The 21,581-nt window shown below is 70.1% G+C and carries 15 protein-coding genes; 11 read left to right on the forward strand and 4 right to left on the reverse strand.

Annotated elements, in window-relative coordinates; all coding sequences use genetic code 11:
- Positions 1–218: 218 nt before the first annotated feature.
- The 8 genes from ABZV34_RS00380 (at position 219) to ABZV34_RS00415 (ending at position 10,770) form a co-directional block, all read left to right on the forward strand.
- Entirely contained in the window at positions 219–4,007 is a 3,789-nt protein-coding gene (locus tag ABZV34_RS00380) for a nitrate- and nitrite sensing domain-containing protein (RefSeq protein WP_356270006.1), read from the forward strand.
- Between the two features lie 9 nt (positions 4,008–4,016).
- Positions 4,017–4,430, forward strand: a complete 414-nt coding sequence (locus tag ABZV34_RS00385) for a roadblock/LC7 domain-containing protein (protein ID WP_010984127.1) — start codon at positions 4,017–4,019, stop codon at positions 4,428–4,430.
- Between the two features lie 111 nt (positions 4,431–4,541).
- Positions 4,542–4,940 (forward strand): DUF742 domain-containing protein, encoded by a 399-nt coding sequence (locus ABZV34_RS00390; RefSeq protein ID WP_168530388.1) that lies wholly within the window; start codon positions 4,542–4,544, stop codon positions 4,938–4,940.
- A complete protein-coding gene (locus tag ABZV34_RS00395) occupies positions 4,921–5,496 on the forward strand; it encodes an ATP/GTP-binding protein (protein ID WP_006375318.1) in 576 nt (191 codons plus the stop codon). Before ABZV34_RS00390 ends, ABZV34_RS00395 begins: the two co-directional genes overlap by 20 nt.
- A 350-nt stretch (positions 5,497–5,846) precedes the next feature.
- Positions 5,847–9,098 carry a nitrate- and nitrite sensing domain-containing protein gene (locus ABZV34_RS00400; protein WP_356270008.1) on the forward strand — a complete coding sequence of 1,084 codons (3,252 nt, stop codon included), beginning with the start codon at positions 5,847–5,849 and terminating at the stop codon, positions 9,096–9,098.
- 10 nt (positions 9,099–9,108) lie between these two features.
- Positions 9,109–9,522, forward strand: a complete 414-nt coding sequence (locus tag ABZV34_RS00405; protein WP_330287552.1) for a roadblock/LC7 domain-containing protein — start codon at positions 9,109–9,111, stop codon at positions 9,520–9,522.
- Between the two features lie 95 nt (positions 9,523–9,617).
- Complete coding sequence (locus ABZV34_RS00410; RefSeq protein ID WP_153288431.1) at positions 9,618–10,208, forward strand: DUF742 domain-containing protein; 591 nt, start codon at positions 9,618–9,620, stop codon at positions 10,206–10,208.
- Entirely contained in the window at positions 10,189–10,770 is a 582-nt protein-coding gene (locus ABZV34_RS00415) for an ATP/GTP-binding protein (RefSeq protein ID WP_030793786.1), read from the forward strand. Before ABZV34_RS00410 ends, ABZV34_RS00415 begins: the two co-directional genes overlap by 20 nt.
- A 216-nt stretch (positions 10,771–10,986) precedes the next feature.
- Here ABZV34_RS00415 and ABZV34_RS00420 read toward each other — a convergent pair whose 3' ends face one another.
- Positions 10,987–11,181, reverse strand: a complete 195-nt coding sequence (locus ABZV34_RS00420) for an acyl-CoA carboxylase subunit epsilon (protein WP_148014275.1) — start codon at positions 11,179–11,181, stop codon at positions 10,987–10,989.
- Between the two features lie 57 nt (positions 11,182–11,238).
- A complete protein-coding gene (locus ABZV34_RS00425; protein ID WP_356270010.1) occupies positions 11,239–12,828 on the reverse strand; it encodes an acyl-CoA carboxylase subunit beta in 1,590 nt (529 codons plus the stop codon).
- A 619-nt stretch (positions 12,829–13,447) separates the two neighbouring features.
- On the opposite strand from ABZV34_RS00425, the gene ABZV34_RS00430 reads away from it, so the two are divergent.
- Entirely contained in the window at positions 13,448–14,059 is a 612-nt protein-coding gene (locus tag ABZV34_RS00430) for a YceI family protein (protein WP_356270012.1), read from the forward strand.
- Positions 14,060–14,254: 195 nt separating this feature from the next.
- The gene (locus tag ABZV34_RS00435; RefSeq protein WP_356270014.1) at positions 14,255–14,770 is read left to right on the forward strand and encodes a GNAT family N-acetyltransferase; all 516 of its coding nucleotides are present in this window, start codon (positions 14,255–14,257) and stop codon (positions 14,768–14,770) included.
- Positions 14,771–14,909: 139 nt separating this feature from the next.
- On the opposite strand, the gene ABZV34_RS00440 is transcribed toward ABZV34_RS00435, so the two are convergent.
- Positions 14,910–16,283: a hypothetical protein gene (locus tag ABZV34_RS00440; RefSeq protein WP_356270016.1), complete on the reverse strand. Its 1,374-nt coding sequence runs from the start codon at positions 16,281–16,283 to the stop codon at positions 14,910–14,912.
- A 155-nt stretch (positions 16,284–16,438) separates the two neighbouring features.
- On the reverse strand, positions 16,439–19,459 hold the full coding sequence (locus ABZV34_RS00445) for a glycoside hydrolase family 3 N-terminal domain-containing protein (RefSeq protein WP_356270018.1): 3,021 nt from the start codon (positions 19,457–19,459) through the stop codon (positions 16,439–16,441).
- Between the two features lie 238 nt (positions 19,460–19,697).
- Between ABZV34_RS00445 and ABZV34_RS00450 the strand changes: the two genes are divergently transcribed.
- Positions 19,698–21,563 (forward strand): ricin-type beta-trefoil lectin domain protein, encoded by a 1,866-nt coding sequence (locus tag ABZV34_RS00450; protein WP_356270020.1) that lies wholly within the window; start codon positions 19,698–19,700, stop codon positions 21,561–21,563.
- Positions 21,564–21,581 lie beyond the last annotated feature (18 nt).

Below are 21,581 nucleotides of genomic sequence, written 5' to 3' on the forward strand. Positions count from 1 at the left end.
CCTTGTTGGAGATCCTGCACTGTGCTGGAATTCCACGAACCGCCGCGGGATCGAACCGGCGCGCAGGAGGCGCGACTCAGCGCCGAGTGGCGGCGGGGAGGGGGAGCAGCGCCGGTCACTCACGACCACACCAGGGGGCGCGTCTGCGCCCCTGAACGACGCCGACACCGTCCCGCCGTTTGCGCGGAGGGGCGCCTGGTCCAGAGGTTGCGACGCTAGTGCAGGGACGTTTCAAGAGGGATGGCAGCGCTTCGGCGGAGCCGGAGCCGCACGGCGGGACCGACCGCGGTTCCTCGCCCCAGCACGCCCAGAACCCGGGACAATCAGAGCTCGGCGGTGGTGAGCGCTCGGCGCGCCCCGGCGCTACGGCTCCCGACTCGCCGCCCGTGAAGCCGAAGGCCCCTCCGGGTCCCGGCTCCCGCGTGGCCCTGCGCAACTGGCGCATCTCCACGCGACTGGTGTCGCTGCTAGCGCTCCCCGTGGTCGCCGCGACCACGCTGGGCGCGCTGCGCATCAACCAGTCCATGGACGACATCCAGCAGCTCGACAACATGAAGCTGCTGACCGACATGACCCAGCAGGCGACCCAGCTCGCCGTGGCGCTCCAGCAGGAGCGCGACAAGTCCGCGGGTCCCCTGTCGCAGGGCACACCGGCCAACGACTACTCGGTCAAGTCGGTCCGCGACTTGACGGACCGCGCCAAGACGCGGTTCCTCTCGGGCACCCAGGAGATCGACGACGCCAGCACGAGCGGGCAGCTCTCCGGTGTCCGTGACAGCCTCGTCGCCATCGCGGCAGAGCTGAACAAGCTCGGCACCATCCGCAGCACGGCCTACAGCGACTCGCGGAACGCCTCGCAGACGGTCGACGGGTATCACCGCCTCGTCACCGAGCTGATCAACCTTTCGCAGGACATGGCGGAGGCGACCAGCAACCCGGAGATGATCCAGCGCACCCGCGCCCTGTCGGCGTTCTCCTCCGCCAAGGAGTACGCCTCCATCCAGCGCGCGATCATCGCCGCCGCACTGCCCGCGAAGGACAACACCTTCGGCAAGCTCTCCGACAACGACCGGCTGTACGCGAAATCGGCCCAGGACAGCGAGGCCTCCGAGCGCACCAGCTTCGCGAGCATCTACGGCACCGGCGCCGAGCTCCTCACCAAATCGATCGACCAGGGCAACCAGACCATCCAGGCATCCGACCAGTACGCCAAGCGCGTGCTGGACACCGCGGGCGGTCTGACCACCCAGGACAAGACGTCGTCCTCGGACTGGTACGACGATGACACCACCAAGATCGACACGATGTCGAAGATCGAGATCTCGCTGCTCGGTGAGATGACGCAGAAGTCCCGTGAGCTGAAGAACACTTCCCAGCAGGAAGCGATCCTCTCCGGTGCGCTGATCCTCCTCGTCCTCGGCGTCTCCCTCGTCGGCGCCTTCGTCGTGGCCCGGTCCATGATCCGCTCGCTGCGCCGGCTGCAGGACACCGCGACCAGGGTCGCCCAGGACCGCCTGCCCGAGCTGGTCAAGCAGCTCTCGGAGTCGGACCCGCAGGACGTCGACACCTCCGTCGAGTCGGTCGGTGTCCACTCCCGGGACGAGATCGGCAAGGTGGCCGCGGCCTTCGACGACGTGCACCGCGAGGCCGTCCGCCTCGCCGCCGAGCAGGCCCTCCTGCGAGGCAACGTCAACGCGATGTTCACCAACCTCTCGCGCCGTTCCCAGGGCCTCATCCAGCGTCAGCTCTCGCTCATCTCCGAACTGGAGTCCCGCGAGGCCGACCCGGACCAGCTGTCCTCCCTGTTCAAGCTCGACCACCTCGCGACCCGCATGCGCCGTAACGGTGAGAACCTCCTCGTTCTCGCCGGTGAAGAGCCCGGCCGCCGCTGGACCCGTCCGGTCCCGCTGGTCGACGTGCTGCGCGCCGCGGCCTCCGAGGTGGAGCAGTACGAGCGCATCGAGCTGTCCTCGGTCCCGACGACGCAGGTCGCCGGCCGGGTCGTCAACGACCTCGTGCACCTGCTCGCCGAGCTCCTCGAGAACGCCACCTCGTTCTCCTCTCCGCAGACCAAGGTCAAGGTCACCGGTCACGCGCTGCCCGACGGCCGGGTGCTGATCGAGATCCACGACACCGGTATCGGCCTGTCCCCCGAGGACCTCGCCGCGATCAACGAGCGGCTCGCCGCACCGCCCACCGTGGACGTCTCCGTCTCCCGGCGCATGGGCCTCTTCGTGGTCGGTCGTCTGTCGCAGCGTCACGGCATCCGTATCCAGCTCCGTCCGTCGGACTCCGGCGGCACCACCGCGCTCGTCATGCTCCCCGTCGATGTCGCCCAGGGCGGCAAGAAGGCTCCGGGCAAGCCGGGCCAGGGCGCTCCCTCCACCGGCGGCCCCGCCGCCGCGCAGGCCTCGGCCGGTGTGGCCGCGGCCCGCCGCGGAGGCGGCCAGGGCGGTCCGTCCCTCGGAGCGGGCGCGCCCGCCGCCGGCGGCGGTCTCCTCGGCGGTGCGCCGCAGCGTGGACAGGTCGGCGCGGGACAGGGTCCGCGGGCCGCACTTCCCGGCAGCGGCCAGGGCGGTCACCCGGGTGCCCCTGGTGGCGCGCACGGACCGCAGGGTCCGGGCAACCCGCAGCAGGGCAGGCCGGCCCCGGCCGGTGCCGGCGCGGGTGTCTTCGGGCAGAACGCGCCGGGTGCCTCGCAGGGCCTGCAGGCCAACGGAGCCGGCACGCCCCAGGGCTTCGGTGACGGACCCGGCACCCGCCAGGGCTTCAACTTCGGTGACAGCGCCCCCGCGGCGACGCCCCCGCAGCAGCAGCCCTCGGGCAACAAGGGCGGCGGCCGTCGCCGGCCGCAGCTGCCGGGACGCGGCGGTCCGCGTGCCGAGCTGCCCGGTGGCAGCCCGCAGCAGTCCCGGCCGAGCTGGAGCGACGAGAACGCCCAGCCGCCCGTGCCGCGCGCCTCGATGGACTCCCCGCGCGGTCACGAGGACCCCGACACCACCTCGCGCATGCCGCGCGTCGACGACCGGCAGGGACCGGCCTCGACCTCGGAGATGCCGCGCATCGACGACCGTCACGGTCCCGCCGTCACCTCCGAGTTCGCCCGCCCCGACTTCGACGGCCCCCGCCCCGGTATGGGCGCGCCGCAGAACAACGGCCAGAACACCGGCCAGTTCGTGCGCCCGGACGTCTTCGGCACCGCGACCACGAATCCGTCCTCCACGGGCCAGTTCGCGAACCCGGGGTACGGCAACGGCCAGGGCCCTTCGTCCACCGGCCAGTTCGCCAACCCGGGCTACGGCAACCCGCAGGACCCCTCGTCCACCGGCCAGTTCGCGCGGCCCGGGTACGGAAACGGCCAGGACCCTTCGTCCACCGGCCAGTTCGCCAACCCGGGCTACGGCAACGGCCAGGATCCCTCGTCCACCGGTCAGTACGAGCGGCCGCAGCAGCGGCCCGCGCGTGCCCAGGAGCCGGAGGCGCTGCCGCCGGCCACCGGCCCCGGTGACGGACGTACGCCGCTGTACGACACGCTGGAGACCAACTGGTTCCACGGTCAGGCGAACGGCTCCCAGAACGGAGCGCACAACAGCGCTCAGAACGGCGCCCAGAGCGGCGTTCAGAACGGTGCCCACACCAATGGCTCGCAGCCTCCCCAGCAGCAGCCCCCGGCTCCCGTCGCCCCCCAGCGGGCCGCCACTCCTCAGGCCTCCGCCTCCTGGCGGACGTCCCCGAACGACGACCTCGGCCGTCAGGCCGAGCGCGTCCGTCAACCGTCGGCAGGCGGGGTCACCACCTCCGGCCTGCCGCGCCGAGTCCCGCGCGCCAACCTCGTCGCGGGCACGGCACAGCAGCAACAGCACCAAACAGGTCCGCAGGTATCCCGTGCGCCCGATGACGTACGCGGCCGGCTGACCAATCTCCGTCGGGGCATTCAGCAGGGTCGCCAGGCCGGTACCGGCCAGACCGGCAGCTTCCCCAGCCCCACTCACCAGCAGGAGCGTTAGTTGAGCCCGATGAGCCAGGCCGCACAGAATCTGAACTGGTTGATCACCAACTTCGTGGACAACACCCCCGGGGTGTCCCACACCGTCGTCGTGTCCGCCGACGGGCTCCTTCTGGCAATGTCCGAAGGATTCCCGCGCGATCGCGCCGACCAGCTCGCGGCCGTCGCCTCCGGTCTGACCTCATTGACCGCCGGGGCATCCCGGATCTTCGAGGGCGGCACGGTGGCCCAGACGGTCGTCGAGATGGAGCGCGGCTTCCTCTTCCTCATGTCCGTCTCGGACGGATCGTCCCTGGCGGTCCTCTCCCACCCGGAGTGCGACATCGGCCTTGTCGGCTACGAGATGGCACTGCTCGTCGACCGGGCGGGCGCTGTACTCACTCCGGACCTGCGCGCCGAACTACAGGGAAGTCTGCTCCACTGACGGCTCCTGGTTCTACAGACTGCACGAAATCACCGTCCGGCCGCCACAATCCCCCCACCGGCCCCAACAGACGGCACGACTGACCGACATGCTGTCCCGCCCGGAGGATTCATGACCCCGCCCACCGCCTCTCATGATCCGTACGCTGAGCCGTACGGGGACGAGGGCGACCAGCCGCTGGTACGTCCGTACGCGATGACCGGCGGCCGGACCCGGCCGCGGTACCAACTCGCCATCGAAGCGCTGATCAGCACCACGGCCGACCCCACGCAGTTGATGGGGCTGCTCCCGGAGCACCAGCGGATCTGCCACCTGTGCCGTGAGGTCAAGTCGGTGGCCGAGGTGTCGGCCCTCCTGTCCATGCCGCTCGGCGTGGCCAGGATCCTCGTCGCGGACCTCGCGGAAGCCGGACTCGTCGCCATCCACCAGCCTGGCGGCGATGAGAACAACGGCGGCGTGCCGGCCGTGACTTTGCTCGAAAGGGTGCTCAGTGGACTTCGCAAGCTCTGACGGAGGTCGGGCGACCACCTCCGCGAAGATCGTGGTGGCGGGCGGCTTCGGCGTGGGCAAGACCACGTTCGTCGGCGCCGTCTCGGAGATCAACCCGCTGCGCACCGAGGCCGTCATGACGTCCGCGTCCGCGGGCATCGACGACCTCACGCACACCGGAGACAAGACGACCACCACCGTCGCCATGGACTTCGGCCGCATCACCCTGGACCAGGACCTGATCCTGTACCTCTTCGGTACACCGGGTCAGGACCGCTTCTGGTTCATGTGGGACGACCTGGTCCGCGGCGCCATCGGTGCCGTGGTCCTGGTGGACACCCGGCGCCTCGCCGACTGCTTCCCCGCGGTCGACTACTTCGAGAACTCCGGCCTGCCCTTCGTCATCGCCCTCAACGGCTTCGACGGACACCAGCCCTACAACCCCGAAGAAGTGCGTGAGGCGCTGCAGATCGGCCCGGACGCTCCGATCATCACGACGGACGCCCGGCACCGCTCGGACGCGAAGAGCGCGCTCATCACGCTGGTCGAGCACGCGCTCATGGCCCGCCTGCGGTAGCACCCAAGTCGACAGATCCATAGGGAAGTTGCCGTAGGCACATTGAAGCCGGCTGTGTCGTTTGACACGGTCGGCCACAGTGTTCATAACGTTTCGACATGGAATTCGATAGGCACCAACACGCATCGCGGTCACCCGGTGCCACTGCGCTCATAAAAGCCCCGTCTTTTGACGGGGCTCGCTCTTTATGACCGTTTTATCTGGGGGATGCATCACTCGGAACCGTCGGTTCCGAGTGTTTGGAAGGGCGCTGCCTGACGTGCTGGAATGCGCTGAACTGCCCAGTAGTCAAGGGCGCTGGAGACACCGCGGCACAACGTAGGTGCCGACGCCGAGAGGTTGTTGGTCGAGTGAGGCGAAGCAAGAACGGTCCCGAGCCGTCGGCACGGGGCAACTTCACCCCGCCGCCGCGCGGAGCGGCGCCCGCACAGATGTCCGTTCCGGAGCCCGTGCCGGCGCCCGCGCCGAGCGGCGGTCGTCTGTCCCCCCGCAACTGGCGCGTACCCACCAGGCTGAACGCGATCCTGCTCATACCCGTGATCGTCGGCCTCGTCATGGGCGGCTTCCAGGTGAAGAGCTCGATCAACACCTGGCAGCAGGCCCAGGACGCGGAGAAGACGGCCCGCCTGGTGCAGGCCGCGCTGGCGTACGGCGACAAGCTCTTCGTCGAGCGTGACGTCACCGCCGAGCCGCTGCTGCTGAACAAGGGCGCTCAGGACCCCACGGTCGTCAAGGCCTACAAGGAGACGGACCAGGCCGCGATCGTCTTCAACCAGGCCGCCCTGAACATGCCGAAGACGCCGGGACTGGAGCGCCGGCTCGCCAACTTCCGCAAGGTGGAGCCCGGACTGGCCGTCCTGCGCAAGGTCGCCTACACGGCCAAGGCCGAGGCCGGAGAGACCCCGGGGGTGCAGACCGAGCAGGGTTACCTCAATATCCAGCACCCGCTGATGGAGTTCGCCAACGAACTCGGTCTGGGCACCGGAAACATCACCAGTTACGGCCGTACGGTCTACGCGATCTCGCTCTCCAAGGCCGCCCTGTCCCTCGAGCGGTCCATCGGCATGCACCTCCTGATCAAGCCGGGCCCGGACCCGAGGCTTCTCAGCACCCAGCGCACCGCTCTCTCCTCGTTCGCCTACCTGGAGGGCATCGCCGTCGAGGAGTACCTCGGCGGTGGCACCGAGGCCGACGCCGCCAAGCTGAACGCGCTGAAGGAGCAGATCCCGGTCGAGCTGAAGAGCCAGGCCACCCAGGCCGCGACCGCCGCCGCGGCCAAGGGCGAGAAGTACGTCCCCCCGCCGGTCGACATGCTCACGCAGGTCGTCAGCCTGAAGTCGACGCTCGACTCCGACCGCGCCGGCCTGGCCGCGGCCGGCGTCACCCCGCAGAACTGGTGGGCGGTCAACACCGCCAAGTACAACGGCTACCGGCAGATCGAGTCGGACCTCGCCGACAAGGCGGTGGCCGAGGCCGCCAACATCGCGGACAACGCCAAGACCGACGCCTTCATCACCGGTGGCGCCGTCGTGCTCGCCCTGCTCGCCGCGTTCATCCTGGCCGGCATGGTCGCCCGCCAGATGAGCCGCGCGATGCGCCAGCTGCGCAACGCGGCCTTCAGTGTCGCCGAACAGCGTCTGCCGATGCTGGTCGACCAGCTCTCGCGCACCGACCCCGGCCGCGTCGACACCCGCGTCCAGCCCATCCCGATCACCACCACGGACGAGATCGGCGAGGTCGCCCGCGCCTTCGACCAGGTCCACCGCGAGGCCGTCCGGCTGGCCGCCGAGCAGGCCCTCCTGCGAGGCAACATCAACGCGATCTTCACCAACCTGTCGCGCCGCAACCAGTCGCTGATCGAGGGCCAGCTGACCCTGATCACCGACCTGGAGAACAACGAGGCCGACCCGGACCAGCTGGAGAACCTCTTCCGCCTGGACCACCTCGCGACCCGTATGCGCCGCAACGGCGAGAACCTCCTCGTCCTCGCGGGCGAGGAGCCCGGCCGCCGCTGGGACCAGCCGGTGCCCCTCGTGGACGTCCTGCGCGCCGCCTCCTCCGAGGTGGAGCAGTACGAGCGCGTCGAGCTCTCCGGCGTCCCGGAGGCCGAGATCCACGGCCGCGCCGTGACCGACCTCGTGCACCTGCTCGCCGAGCTGCTGGAGAACGCCACCACGTTCTCCTCCCCGCAGACCAAGGTCCGCGTCACCGCGACCCGGCTCCCGGACGGCCGCATCATGGTCGAGATCCACGACAAGGGCATCGGCCTCACCGCCGAGGACTTCGCGGACATCAACCACAAGCTGGCCAACCCGCCGACCGTCGACGCCGCGATCTCCCAGCGCATGGGCCTGTTCGTGGTCGGCCGGCTGTCCGACCGGCACGGCATCCGCGTCCAGTTGCGTCCCTCGGGCGAGCAGGCCGGAACGACCTCGCTGGTCATGCTCCCCGACGCGATCACCCACGGTGGCGGAGGTGAACTGCAGGTGCAGCGCGACGAGTTCACCGTCTCGCAGATCATGCCGGAGCAGCAGTCCTTCCGGGCCGAGTCCTTCCAGGCGGAGTCGACACGCACCGCCGCGGAACTCGGCTTCGACGACAGCCGCTACACCGAAGTCCCCGATGACATCCGCGAGTTGGACCCGGTCGGCCGCTCCCTGATCCGCGAGGAGCGCCGCGCGGCCCTGGAGGCCCAGACGACGGGCCAGCCGGACGCTCTGGAGGCCGGGCAGTACCCGGAGGACTTCAACGCGCCCCAGCCCGGCTACGACGGCGCTCAGCCGTCCTTCGAGGGCGCACAGCCCGCGTACGGCGACGGACAGAGCGCGTACGAGGAGCAGCCGGCGGCGTACGACCAGCAGTCGGCGTACGAGGCACCGCAGCAGCCGACGTACGACGAGACGTACTTCCCGACGAACGGCGGCTACCCGGAACCCGGGTACCCTGAGCAGTCCCAGGAAGAGCCCGTGGAGGCCCGCGGCGCCGCCCCGGAGACCTTCCCCGCGTTCGAGGAGCCGTCCTACCAGGACGACTGGCCGCAGCAGGACGCGTATCAGAACGACGTCCGGTCCGGGTATCCTCCGAAGGGGCAATCCGCGCAGGTCGCTGACGCGGGTGAGCAGGACCGCGTAGGCTTCGGCCGTCCGGGACCTGCCCCGTCGTCCACTCACCAGATGACCGACGCCGGGCTGCCGCGCCGCGGATCCGCCGCGAGCGGGGCGAACGGCCGGCGCCCTGTCGACTCGGGTGCCCCGGGGGTCCAGACACCGCCCGCGGCCACCGCGAGCAACGACGAGGGCAACGGCACCGACGACTGGCGTTCGAACAACGACGACCGCTGGCAGCGTGCCGAGCAGCTCAAGAAGCCCAAGGCGGGCGGGGTCACCTCGTCCGGGCTGCCGCGTCGGGTCCCCAAGGCCAACCTGGTCGAGGGAACCGCGGAATCGACCCCGCAGGGCGGCCCTCAGGTCTCCCGTGCTCCCGAGGACATCCGGGGCAGGCTCAGCAACCTGCGCCGCGGCGTGCAGCAGGGGCGCAATGCCAGTAGTGACACGAACGGTCAGGGCTTCGGTTCTGACAGCACCTACAACCAGGAGCGTTAGTGTGAGCCCGATGAGCCAGGCGGCGCAGAACCTGAACTGGTTGATCACCAACTTCGTGGACAACACCCCTGGGGTGTCCCACACCGTGGTGGTCTCCGCCGACGGACTCCTTCTGGCGATGTCCGACGGCTTTCCCCGTGACCGCGCCGACCAGCTCGCGGCCGTCGCGTCCGGTCTGACCTCGCTGACCGCGGGCGCGTCCCGCATCTTCGAGGGCGGCAGCGTGAACCAGACAGTTGTGGAGATGGAGCGAGGATTCCTCTTCCTCATGTCCGTTTCCGATGGTTCCTCGCTCGCGGTCCTTGCACATCCCGAAGCGGACATCGGTCTCATCGGGTACGAGATGGCCCTTCTGGTGGACCGTGCGGGTACGGTCCTGACACCGGATCTTCGAGCAGAGCTCCAAGGGAGCCTTCTCAACTAACAGTCAGACCGTGCGTTTTGGCGTCCCGGGGCCGTAAGGTTTCGGGACGCGGTCCCACACTGATGGGTGCCCGGCACAGTCGGAGGAGGAGAAAAGTGGCAACACCCCCAGGCGGTTCGTCTTCGGGCAACTGGTCGTACGGCCCCGGCCAGGGGCAGGGCCAGGGTGACGGTTCTCAGAACCCGAACCGTTACAACTTCCCCTCCGCGCCAAGCCACCGACGCCAGCAGCCGTACACGCCGCAGGGCCCCGGCCCCTCGCCGTACGACCAGCCTCCGGCGCCGCGCATCCAGCCGGTACAGCCGCAACGACGTACACCGGAGGCGGCGCCCGCGGGTTCGTCGAACAACCCTCTGGTGCGCCCGTACGCCATGACGGGCGGCCGCACCAGGCCCCGTTACCAGCTCGCCATCGAGGCGCTGGTGCACACCACCGCACAACCGCACCAGATGCAGGGCCAGTTGCCCGAGCATCAGCGGATCTGCAATCTCTGCCGGGAGATCAAGTCGGTGGCCGAGATCTCGGCCCTGCTGACCATCCCTCTCGGCGTGGCCAGGATTCTCGTCGCCGACTTGGCGGAGGCGGGCCTGGTCGCCATTCATCAGCCGGGCGGCGACGAGAGCGCCGGCGGCCAGCCAGCCGTGACATTGCTCGAAAGGGTGCTCAGTGGACTTCGCAAGCTCTAGCGGAGGGCCTTCCCGCTCCACCACGTCCGCGAAGATCGTGGTGGCGGGCGGCTTCGGCGTGGGCAAGACCACGTTCGTCGGCGCCGTCTCGGAGATCAACCCGCTGCGCACCGAGGCCGTCATGACGTCCGCGTCCGCGGGCATCGACGACCTCACGCACACCGGAGACAAGACGACCACCACCGTCGCCATGGACTTCGGCCGCATCACCCTGGACCAGGACCTGATCCTGTACCTCTTCGGCACCCCCGGTCAGGACCGCTTCTGGTTCATGTGGGACGACCTGGTCCGCGGCGCCATCGGCGCGATCGTCCTGGTCGACACCCGGCGCCTCGCCGACTGCTTTCCCGCGGTCGACTACTTCGAGAACTCCGGCCTGCCCTTCGTCATCGCCCTCAACGGCTTCGACGGCAACCAGCCGTACAACCCGGACGAGGTCCGCGAGGCGCTGCAGATCGGCCCGGACGCTCCGATCATCACGACGGACGCCCGGCACCGCGCGGACGCGAAGAGCGCGCTCATCACGCTGGTCGAGCACGCGCTCATGGCCCGCCTGCGGTAGCCGCTCCGCTCGACGAACGCCGGCAGAGGGCGTCTTCCCCACCCGAGTGGGGAAGACGCCCTCTGCCGCGCTGCGCGACGCTCACGCCCCGCCGGGGGCCCGCTCCGGCGGTGCCGCCGTACCGAGGGGCCCGGCCCCCGGGGTCGCCGTGGGCACGACGAAGGGGCCCGCTCCGGATCCGGAGCGGGCCCCTTCGTCACGCACAAGCGCCGCAGGCTAGCCGTGCCAGCTGTGCGGGGCACGGAAGCCGGGCTCGCGCTCCAGACGGCGCCAGCCGGCCTTCGCACGGCCTCGGTGGGTGGGAGTGGTGTCCGGCTGGGCGGCGGCCCGGGCCAGGAGGATGGCCGTGATGGCGGCGACTTCCTCGGGCTCGGCGTGGCCCTTCTCGACGCGGATCTCGGGGTCGTTCATAGGTGTCAGTCTCCGTGAGAGAGGTTTCCGCGGCGCTGCCGCGGAGGAGCCGCAGGGTTACTGCGGGGGGTTGCCGTGCTTGCGGGAGGGCAGGTCCGCGTGCTTCGTGTGCAGCATCGCCAGCGAGCGGATGAGGATCTCGCGGGTCTCGGCGGGGTCGATGACGTCGTCGACCAGGCCGCGCTCAGCCGCGTAGTAGGGGTGCATGAGCTCGGCCTTGTACTCCTTGACCATGCGCACACGCATGCCCTCAGGATCGGCGGCGTCGGCGATCTGACGGCGGAAAATGACGTTGGCGGCGCCCTCGGCGCCCATCACGGCGATCTCGTTCGTGGGCCACGCGTACGTGAGGTCGGCGCCGATGGACTGGGAGTCCATCACGATGTACGCACCGCCGTACGCCTTGCGCAGGATCAGCGAGATCCTCGGCACCGTCGCGTTGCAGTACGCGTACAGGAGCTTCGCGCCGTGCCGGATGATCCCGCCGTGTTCCTGGTCCACACCGGGCAGGAACCCCGGAACGTCCAGGAGGGTGATGATCGGAACGTTAAAAGCGTCACACATCTGGACAAAGCGCGCAGCTTTTTCGGAGGCCTCGATGTCCAGGACACCGGCGAGGGTCTGCGGCTGGTTGGCGACGATGCCCACCACCTGGCCGTCCAGGCGGGCCAGCGCGCAGATGATGTTGCGGGCCCAGCGCTCGTGGACCTCGAGATAGTCGCCGTCGTCGACGAGTTCCTCGATGACCTTCGTCATGTCGTAGGGCCGGTTGCCGTCCGCGGGCACCAGGTCGAGGAGGATCTCGCCGCGCCGGTCCGCCGGGTCCTCCGAGGCCACACGCGGGGGGTTCTCTCGGTTGTTCTGCGGGAGCATCGACAGGAGGTAGCGGACCTCCGCGATGCAGGTCTCCTCGTCGTCGTAGGCGAAGTGACAGACCCCGCTGGTCTCGGCGTGCACGTCGGCGCCGCCCAGCCCGTTCTGGCTGATCTCCTCGCCGGTGACGGCCTTGACCACGTCCGGGCCGGTGATGAACATCTGCGAGGTCTCACGGACCATGAACACGAAGTCCGTCAGCGCCGGGCTGTAGGCCGCGCCGCCCGCGCACGGGCCGAGCATCACCGAGATCTGCGGGATGACACCGGAGGCCTTGGTGTTGCGCTGGAAGATGCCGCCGTAGCCGGCCAGCGCGGAGACACCCTCCTGGATACGGGCGCCCGCACCGTCGTTGAGGGAGACCAGCGGCGCACCGGCCGCGATGGCCATGTCCATGATCTTGTGGATCTTCGTGGCGTGCGCCTCGCCGAGCGCGCCGCCGAAGATACGGAAGTCGTGCGCGTAGACGAAGACGGTACGGCCCTCGACCGTGCCCCAGCCGGTGATCACACCGTCCGTGTACGGCTTCTTGGCCTCCAGGCCGAACCCGGTCGCCCGGTGCCGGCGCAGCTGCTCGACCTCCTGGAAGGACCCGGGGTCGAGGAGCAGCTCGATCCGCTCCCGGGCGGTCAGCTTGCCCTTGGCGTGCTGGGCCTCGGTCGCCTTCTCGCTGGGGCCGCGCAGCGCCTCCGCACGAATCGCGTGCAGTTCGGCCACGCGCCCGCGTGCGTCCGTGGGTTCGCCTGAGGGTGCGGCCTCGTCCAAAACGGTCATGTAGCGACCTTACGAAGTCGAACAAGAAAAGCGAGCCGTCGACTCCGTACAGTCTCCGGCCTGTTTTCCTGGTACCCCTGAACAGAACCTCGACCGCATGCAGGCGATCTGACTGCTCAGGGGGCATGCGGCTTGTAGAGGTCACACAAAGCCGTCGACTGAGAGTCACCTCACATTCACGGGTGACGCATACCATCCGCGGAGTGACACGGCCCCTCGAACGGCGGCCTGTGCCGAGCACTCCGGCCGCCGCGTCCATCCGAACGCACCTGCCGCACCGGCCGGTCCCGGACGCTCGCCCGAGGACTCCCCCGAGCACGGCCTCCGCGCGAACAGGTTAACGGAGCGCCCCGCGCCGGGGACACGCCCACGTCGTGGCGACCACCGCCGACAGCGCCCCCACCAGCGATGACGCGCGCCGGTTCGGCCGGCCGGGAGTGCACACCGGGAAGCGCCGCACCGGAACGCACAGTAACGTCGGCAACACACAGCGGATGATGTTGAAACTTGAATGGAATAGGTCTACCGTCGGTCCTGTTCGCCTCGTTGAATGTTTAACAAAACGATCCTCGCGGTTCCGCTTCCCCGATCCGCGACCCCGTCCCCTTAGGAGCACGTCATGGGCATCTTCGGCCGCAAGACCACCGACACCCCCGCCACCGGCGCGGCAGCCGCCGCCGTGAACCCCGACCTCGCGGCGCTCACCGGCGAGTACACGATCGACCCGGCGCACTCGACGATCGGCTTCGTCGCCCGCCACGCCATGGTCACGAACGTCAAGGGCTCCTTCAAGGACTTCGAGGGCGCGCTGCACCTGGACGGCGCCGACCCGTCGCGGTCCACCGCCACGATCGACGTCAAGATGGACAGCATCGAAACGGGCTCCGCGGACCGCGACACCCACCTCAAGAGCTCGGACTTCTTCAAGACCGACGAGTTCCCGGCGATGACCTTCCGTTCCACCAAGGCGGAGGCCCTGGGCGGAGACGACTACCGGATCACCGGTGAGCTGTCGATCCTCGGCACCACCAAGCCCCTCACCATCGACCTGGAGTACAACGGCTCGGCGAAGGACCCGTTCGGCAACGAGCGCGCCGGCTTCGAGGGCAAGGCGGAGATCCTGCGCTCCGAGTGGGGCCTCACCTGGAACGCGGCCCTGGAGACCGGTGGCGTCCTCGTCTCCGACAAGATCAAGCTGAACTTCGACATTTCGGCGATCAAGAACGCCTGACCTGCCGCCTCACGGCACCCTGAGCGCGCCCGTCCTCCACTCCCCCGTACCAGGAGGGCGGGCGCTCCGGCGTGTCCGCACCGGTCACTCCGCACACCGGTCACCCCACGCGCCGGTGCGGCCGTGACGGGCGTGCGCCCCGGGCCGGGCGATATCCCGGTGCGGTGGCCGTCGTCCCGCGGCTAGCCTCCGGGCATGACCTGGTTGCCTGCCGACTTCGCACACCCCCTCCGTGTCGAACTGTCCGGGGGGCATCACCTCAGGCCCATCACGGCGTCCGACGCGGCCATGGACCATCCCGTGGTCATGGGCTCGCGCGAGCGCCTCTGGTCCCTCTTCGGGGAGGCCTGGGGCTGGCCCGCCGAGAGCATGACGTACGAGGCGAACCAGAAGGATCTGGAGCGGCACGAGGCCGAGATCGCCGCCCACGAGTCGTTCAACTACGTCCTGCTCGACGGGACCGGGACCGTCGAGTCCGGATGTGTCTACATCGACCCGCCGGAGAAGGCCGGGGCCGACGCCGAGATCTCCTGGTGGGTGACGGACGACAGGGCCGGCACCGGACTGGAGCGTGAGCTGGACTCGCTGGTGCCCCGGTGGATCGCCGAGGACTGGCCCTTCGAACGGCCTCGGTTCATCGGCCGTGATCTGTCGTGGCGGGAGTGGCTCGCCCTGCCCGACGCGGACGGCGACCCCGCCGCCGACGCCTGAGGGGCACGGCCGGGCCCGGTGTCCGGCCGGCGGAGGCACGCGGGACGCCGAGCGGGACCGAGTGCGGGGTACCGCGTCCGGCGGCGGCCGTGCCGGACCGGCTCGCCCGTACCGTCGCCGGGGCTCGCGTCGCCGGGGCTCAGAAGCCGCCGCCGAAATCTCCTCCGCCGCCGAAGTCGCCGCCGCCGTCCCCGCCGCCCCCGCCGTCCCCGAAGCCGCCGCCGAAGTCCCCGGGGTCGAAGGAGGCACCCGAGACGTCGCCGCCGTCGTAGCCGCCGAAGTCCCCGTAACCGCTGCCGTAGTCGGCCGCGTAGGAGGGGGTGGCCATCGCGCCGCCGAGCAGGGTGCCGACGAGGAGACCGGGGAGCAGGCCGCCGCCGAAGTAGCCGCCCGCCCAGGGGCCGTAGGCCGGTCCCGCGTCCCAGTACGGGCGGCGGCCGTACTCGGTGTCGACCTCGCGGACCGCCGGGTCGTCGCCGTCGGCCAGCCGGGCCCGGTCCGCCGCGCAGACGGGGACCTCGCGGGCCGCGCCGCCGGCCGGCGTCCAGGTCGCGTCCGCGACCGAGGGACCGTGCCGCGGGTCGAAGAAGCAGGGCGCGCGGCGCTCGGGCAGCGGGCGGCCCTCCCGGCGGGCGGCCAGCACCGCGAGGGAGAAGCGGCCGTCCTCCAGCGCCTCGGTGACGGCGCGTACGTCCTCAGGACGGCGCGCGGCCGCCATGGACGACTTCGCCTGTTCGTACGCGTCGAGCGCGCGTTCGTAGTCGGCGCGCATCGCGTCGTCCGCGCCGACCTCCGCGGGGTGGAAGTCCAGCCGGTCGAGTTCCTCGCCGAAGGCGGTGATGTCCTCGTCCACGACGACGCGGAGCTTGTCCAGCGCGGCCCGCTGCTCCTGCGACCTGCGGCGCCGGTTGCGGCGTACGAGTGTGTACGCGCCCGCGCCGCCGGCCACGACCACAGCGCCGACGGCGATCAGCGCGGTCGTGGAGACCCCGCTGTCCGCGCTTCCCGCGGGGGACCCCCAGCTGCCGGGGGCCGAGCCCTTGACGCTGACGAGCGCGCGGTCCGTGAAGTCGTTCAGCTGGGTCTTGGCGGGTTCGCCCTGGACGCTGGTGACGAGGTTCTGCACGCCGGTGCGGGCCAGCACGGCGGAGTCCGCGCGGGCGTCGAACCGGGTGCCGAGCCTGACGGCGTACAGGCCGGTGACGCCGGTGTCCGTGCGGAGGTTCTGGAAGAGGTTCTGGGTGGGGAAGCCGTCGGGCAGGACCGCCACGAAGACGGGCTTGTCCGCCTTCCTGATCTTCGCGGCCAAGGCCTGGGCGTCCGCCGTGGAGAGCTGGGCGGAGGCCGCGGGGTCGACGTAGACCGGGCTCCTGCGGAGGGCCGCCGCCACCGTGCCGACGTCCGTGGCGGTGGCCGCGTGCGCCGGGTACACGCCGGGAGAGAGGGCCGCGAAGGCGGCGAGGATCAGTGCGATCAGCAGTCCGGGGAGCCCCCGGATCGGTGCGGCCTTCATATCTCCGAAGCTACCCGAAACCTGCGCGAACGTGCGATCGACGGAACATCGGGAGCGGGTGGGACGGAGGTGGCCAGGGGTAACCCCCGCCCCACTCGTCCCACCCGCTCCGGCTCACTCCCACCCGCCCCGTGCTCGCGGGCTACGAGGGGACGTCACGCGGCGCGGTACGCCTCCGTCAGCTTGCTCACCGCCTCGGCGTAGTGGCCCGTCAGGAGGAGGTGGTCGGCGTCCGCGAAGGGTTTGCTGGTCGCCGGCGTGAGGGCCGAGGACAGTCTCTGCTGGACCAGCAGGCGGGCCTTGGAGACGGCGGCGCGGCCCAGCGCGTCGGCGCCCGCCCGGTCCGCGCCCGCGGCCACCAGGGCGAGGGCCCTGAGGGTCGCGGATCCGCCCTCGGGGACCTTGCCGAGCGTGGTCAGCCCCCAGCCGTAGGGGAACTGGGGATCGTAGGCCGTGTCACCGACGTTGATCGGCAGCTGGGCCTCCGACTTCGGCCAGGTGACGGGGAGCTGTCCGGTGAAGGGCCGCCTGCCGTAGAGGACGTCCGCGACACCGTCGCCCTCGGTGCCGGGCAGCCAGGAGGCGACGAGCGCGTCGATGTCACCGAGGCGGTCGCCGATGAGCTGCGGGCGGCCGGAGACGATCAGGACCGCGCACTTCATCGCGGCGCACACCTTGTCCACGGCGGCCTTGTCGGCGGCCGTCAGTTCCAGGTCGTTGCCGTTGCCCACATCGCCGACGCCCTCGGCGTACGGGGTCTCGCCGACGACGACCACCCCCACGTCGTATCCCCCGGTGGGCGCGGAGGCGTCCTTCGAGTAGGTGACGTCACCGCCCGCGCGCTTCATCCCCTCCAGGATCGTGGTGCCGTCCGTGTTCTTTCCGGAGGAGCCCTGCCAGGTGATGGTCCAGCCACCGGTCTGGTTGCCGAGGTCGTCGGCGTTCGAACCGGCGACGTAGACCTTCTGGGACTTCTTCAGGGGCAGCACGCCCGCCGAGTTCTTCAGCAGGACCTGCGACTCGGCCGCCGCCTCACGGGCCACCGCCCGGTGCGCCGGCGAGCCGATCCGCGACGCGCCGCTCGTGTCGGCGTACGGCTTCTCGAAGAGGCCTAGCTTGAACTTCTGCGTCAGGATGCGCGACACGGCGTCGTCGATCCGCTTCGCGCTGACGCGGCCCGCGGTGGTCTCGGCGATGAGCGTCGTGCGGAAGTCCTTGTACGAGTACGGCACCATCATCATGTCGACGCCCGCGTTGACCGAGGTGCGGACGTGGGAGGCGTAGTCGCCGGGGAGCTGGTCGATGGCGTTCCAGTCACTGATCACGAAGCCGTCGAAGCCCATCCGGCCCTTGAGCACGCCGTTGATCATGTCCGCCCGTGCGTGCATCTTCACCGGGCCCTGGCCGTCGCCCAGGATGTCGAGCGAGGAGTACGAGGGCATGACCGAGCCGATGCCGCGGTCGACGGCCGTCTGGTACGGGGCCAGGTGCACGGCCTCCAGCTGCTGCCGGGTGACCTTCGTGACGCCCTGGTCGATGGTGTAGGAGCCGGTCGTCGAGGAGCCGTACTCCGTGCCGCCGTCGCCCACGAAGTGCTTCGCGGTCGCCAGCACCTTGTCGTCGTCCTTGAGGTCCCTGCCGTCGCGGGCGCCCTGGAGGCCCTGGATGACCGTCTCCATGGACTTCACGAGGGCCGGGTCCTCACCGAAGGACTCGTACGAGCGGCCCCAGCGTTCGTCCCGGGTCACGCACAGGCAGGGGGCGAAGTCCCACGGGATGCCGGTGGCGCGGACCTCGGCGGCCGTCACCGAGCCCGCCTGCTCCGCCAGGCCCGGGTCACGGGTCGCGCCGATGCCGATGTTGTGCGGCATGATCGTCGCGCCGGTGAGGTTGTTGTGGCCGTGCACCGCGTCCACGCCGTAGATCAGCGGGATCTGGAACCGCGTGGCCTGCGTCCGGAGCTGGTAGCCGTCGATCATCTTCGCCCAGGCCGCGGGGGTGTTGGGCGTCGGCGTGGAGCCGCCGCCGGAGAGCAGCGACCCGAGGTCGTACGAGGCGATGTCGCCGCCCGCGCCGATCGCGCCGCGCTCGGCCTGGGTCATCTGCCCGGCCTTCTCCTCCAGGGACATCCGGGAGACGAGGTCGGCGACCCGCTTGCGCACGGGCAGCTTCGGGTCCAGGTAGGGCAGCCCGTGGGCGTCGATGACCACCTGCGGGGTCTCGGCGGGGGCCTTCGCACCGGTGACCGTCAGCTTGAGGGGGATCGTCTCCGCGGCTTCGGCCGACCTGTCCTTCAGGGTGGACACCCGGACGGTGCGGGAGCTCCCGGAGGCGGTGCCCGCCGGGAAGGTGATCTCGCCCTTGACCGGGGTGTAGTCCTTGCCGGACTCGGCGGTGCCGCCCGCGCTCTCGTACGCGACCGTCACGGGTTCGTCGAGCGGGGCGGATCCGGTGGTGGCGACGGAGAGCTTCACCGTCGCCGCCCCGCCCTCCTTCACCGGGTAGACGGCCGAGTCGGCGCTCACGGAGGCTCGCAGGGACTGGTCCGCCTTGCCGTACAGCTCGACGTCGTCCATCGCGAACCGGCCCTTCACGCCGACCGGGAGTGTGACGGCGTACCCCCACATCTGCGTGAGGCCGAGGACCTGGTCGATGCCGCCGACGGGCTGGTAGTCCGTGCGGTAGATGAAGTCGGTGAAGGGGATCTCGATCTGTTTCCAGCCGGTGAAGTCGTCGGTGAAGGACGTCGTCCACAGCTCGGAGGCCTCGCCGTTGGCGCCGCCGTCCTTGATCTCGAAGCTGACCTTCTTGGCGTTGTTCTGACCGTCCCACCAGAAACGGATGCCCTTGCGGGCGGACCAGTCGTGGGCCGGCTGGTCGAAGGCGAAGTCATGGGTGAAGCCGCCGTAGCCGCTGATGTCGTAGTCGCCGCTGAGGACCTTCCCGCCCTCCGGGGCGTCGGACCGTGCGGTGAGCGCGAGCGCGGGCGGGTCGTCGGCGTCGCCGCCCCAGGTGAAGACGCCTTCGGCGGGCGGGTTCGCGAAGGGCACTTCCCCCTCGAAGCGGTCGACCGGGACGGGCGCGGGGTCGTCGGCCGCGGCGACCGTGCCGGCCGCGGCCAGGGGCAGCAGCCCGACAAGCAGGGCGGCGGAGGCGAGCAGGGCGGTTCTTCGCATGTGCCTTCCCTCGGCTCTCTTAGTTCACTTATGACTTAGATCACGGCGTGAGTTAACTGATGCCACGGGGGACCGTCAAGGCTTCACGTCAGAACCGGTACAGACTCAACCCCCGGCCGGATCAGGGCTGTTGTTCCTTCAAAGTGTGAACGCGCACCCTCTTGACGCGCCCCGAAAGCCGTCATTTACTCACGCCTCGCACGCCTCCCCACCCCCACCTCCAGAAGGGCGGCGCCCCATGAGGGGATCCACTCGAGCGGTCCGGCTGCTTCTCGCCGGTCTGCTCACCACTGCCGGGTTCACGGCGGCCGCACCCGCGCACGCCGCGGGCGAACAGGTCACCGCCTGGCTGACCACGACCGACGACACCGGCGGCCGTCATGTCGTACGAGGGCTCCAGGCCCAGGCGCCGTTCGCCTTCCAGTCCGGCAGCGGCGGAAGCGGCGAGAACATCACCGTCGACGAGAACACCCGCTACCAGACCTTCACCGGCGGCGGAGCCTCCTTCACCGACACCGCCGCCTGGCTGATGAACAGCAGTGGCGCGCTCTCGCAGTCGACGCGGGACGCCACGATGCGCAAGCTGTTCTCGCCGACGGACGGCATCGGGCTGTCCTTCCTGCGCAATCCGATGGGCGCGTCGGACCTCGCGCGGTTCGGCTACACCTATGACGACGTGCCGGCCGGGCAGAGCGACCCGAATCTGACGCAGTTCTCGATCGCGCACGACCTGGCGGACGTGGTGCCGCTGACGAAGCAGGCGCTCCAGCTGAACCCGTCGCTGACGGTGATGGCCTCGCCGTGGACGGCTCCGGCCTGGATGAAGGACAGCGGGCAGCTCAACGGCGGCTGGCTGAAGTCCGAGGACTACGGGGCGTACGCCTCGTACTTCGTGAAGTACCTCCAGGCCTACCGGGACCAGGGCGTACCGGTCTCGTACGTCACCGCCCAGAACGAGCCGACCTGCTGCTCGGGGTACCCGTCGATGAGCTGGAACGGCTCCGGGCTCGCCTACTTCACCAAGAGCGAGCTGCTGCCGAAGCTGCAGGCGGCGGGCCTGTCCACCAAGGTCCTCGCCCACGACTGGAACTGGGACGTCTACGACTCGTACGCCGCCCCGACCGTCGACGACGCGGCGGTGCGGTCCCACCCGAACTTCGGCGGGATCGCCTGGCACGGGTACGGCGGGGACATCAACAAGCAGACGAGCGTGCACAACCAGTACCCGGGCCTGGACGCCTTCGGGACCGAGCACTCCGGCGGCACCTGGATCGCCAACCAGCAGCGCGAGGACATGCTCAACATCGTCGACTACACCCGCAACTGGGCGAAGTCGGTGACGAAGTGGTCGCTGGCCGTGGACCAGAACCGGGGTCCGCACAACGGCGGTTGCAGCACGTGCAGTGGGCTGATCACCGTGCACAACGGCGACGGCGCGAGCGGGAGCGTCGACTACACGGTCGAGTACTACACGATGGGCCACCTGACGAAGTTCGTCCGGCCCGGTGCCCAGCGGATCGCGTCGACGGCGTCCACCGCGGTGCCGAACGTGGCGTGGCGCAACCCCGACGGGTCGAAGGCGCTGATCGCGTACAACGACGCGTCCGCAGCGAAGACGATCACCGTCAACTGGGGCTCGCAGCACGCCACTTACTCATTGCCGGGCAAGACCTCGGCCACCTTCACCTGGTCCGGCACGCAGTCGGGCGGGGGCGACGGCCAGTCGGGCTCCTTCGTCGGGCTCGCGGGCAAGTGCCTGGACGTGGCGGGCGGTTCGAGCGCCAACGGCGCGGCGGTGCAGCTCTACGACTGCAACGGCAGCACGGCCCAGAAGTGGGCGGTGCAGGCGGACGGCTCGGTGCAGACGCTCGGCAAGTGCCTGGACGTGACTTCGGCCTCGACCGCCAACGGCGCCAAGGTCCAGCTGTACGACTGCAACGGGAGCGGCGCCCAGCGGTGGTCGTACAACGCCTCGACGGGTGACGTGGTCAACACCGCGGCGAACAAGTGCCTCGACGTGACCGACAACTCCTCGGCGAACGGGGCGCGTGCGCAGATCTGGACGTGCACGGGAGCGGCCAACCAGAAGTGGCATCTGCAGTAGCCCGCGGAGGTCCGGCAC

Source organism: Streptomyces sp. NPDC005195 (assembly GCF_040608315.1).
Classification (GTDB): domain Bacteria; phylum Actinomycetota; class Actinomycetes; order Streptomycetales; family Streptomycetaceae; genus Streptomyces; species Streptomyces kaempferi.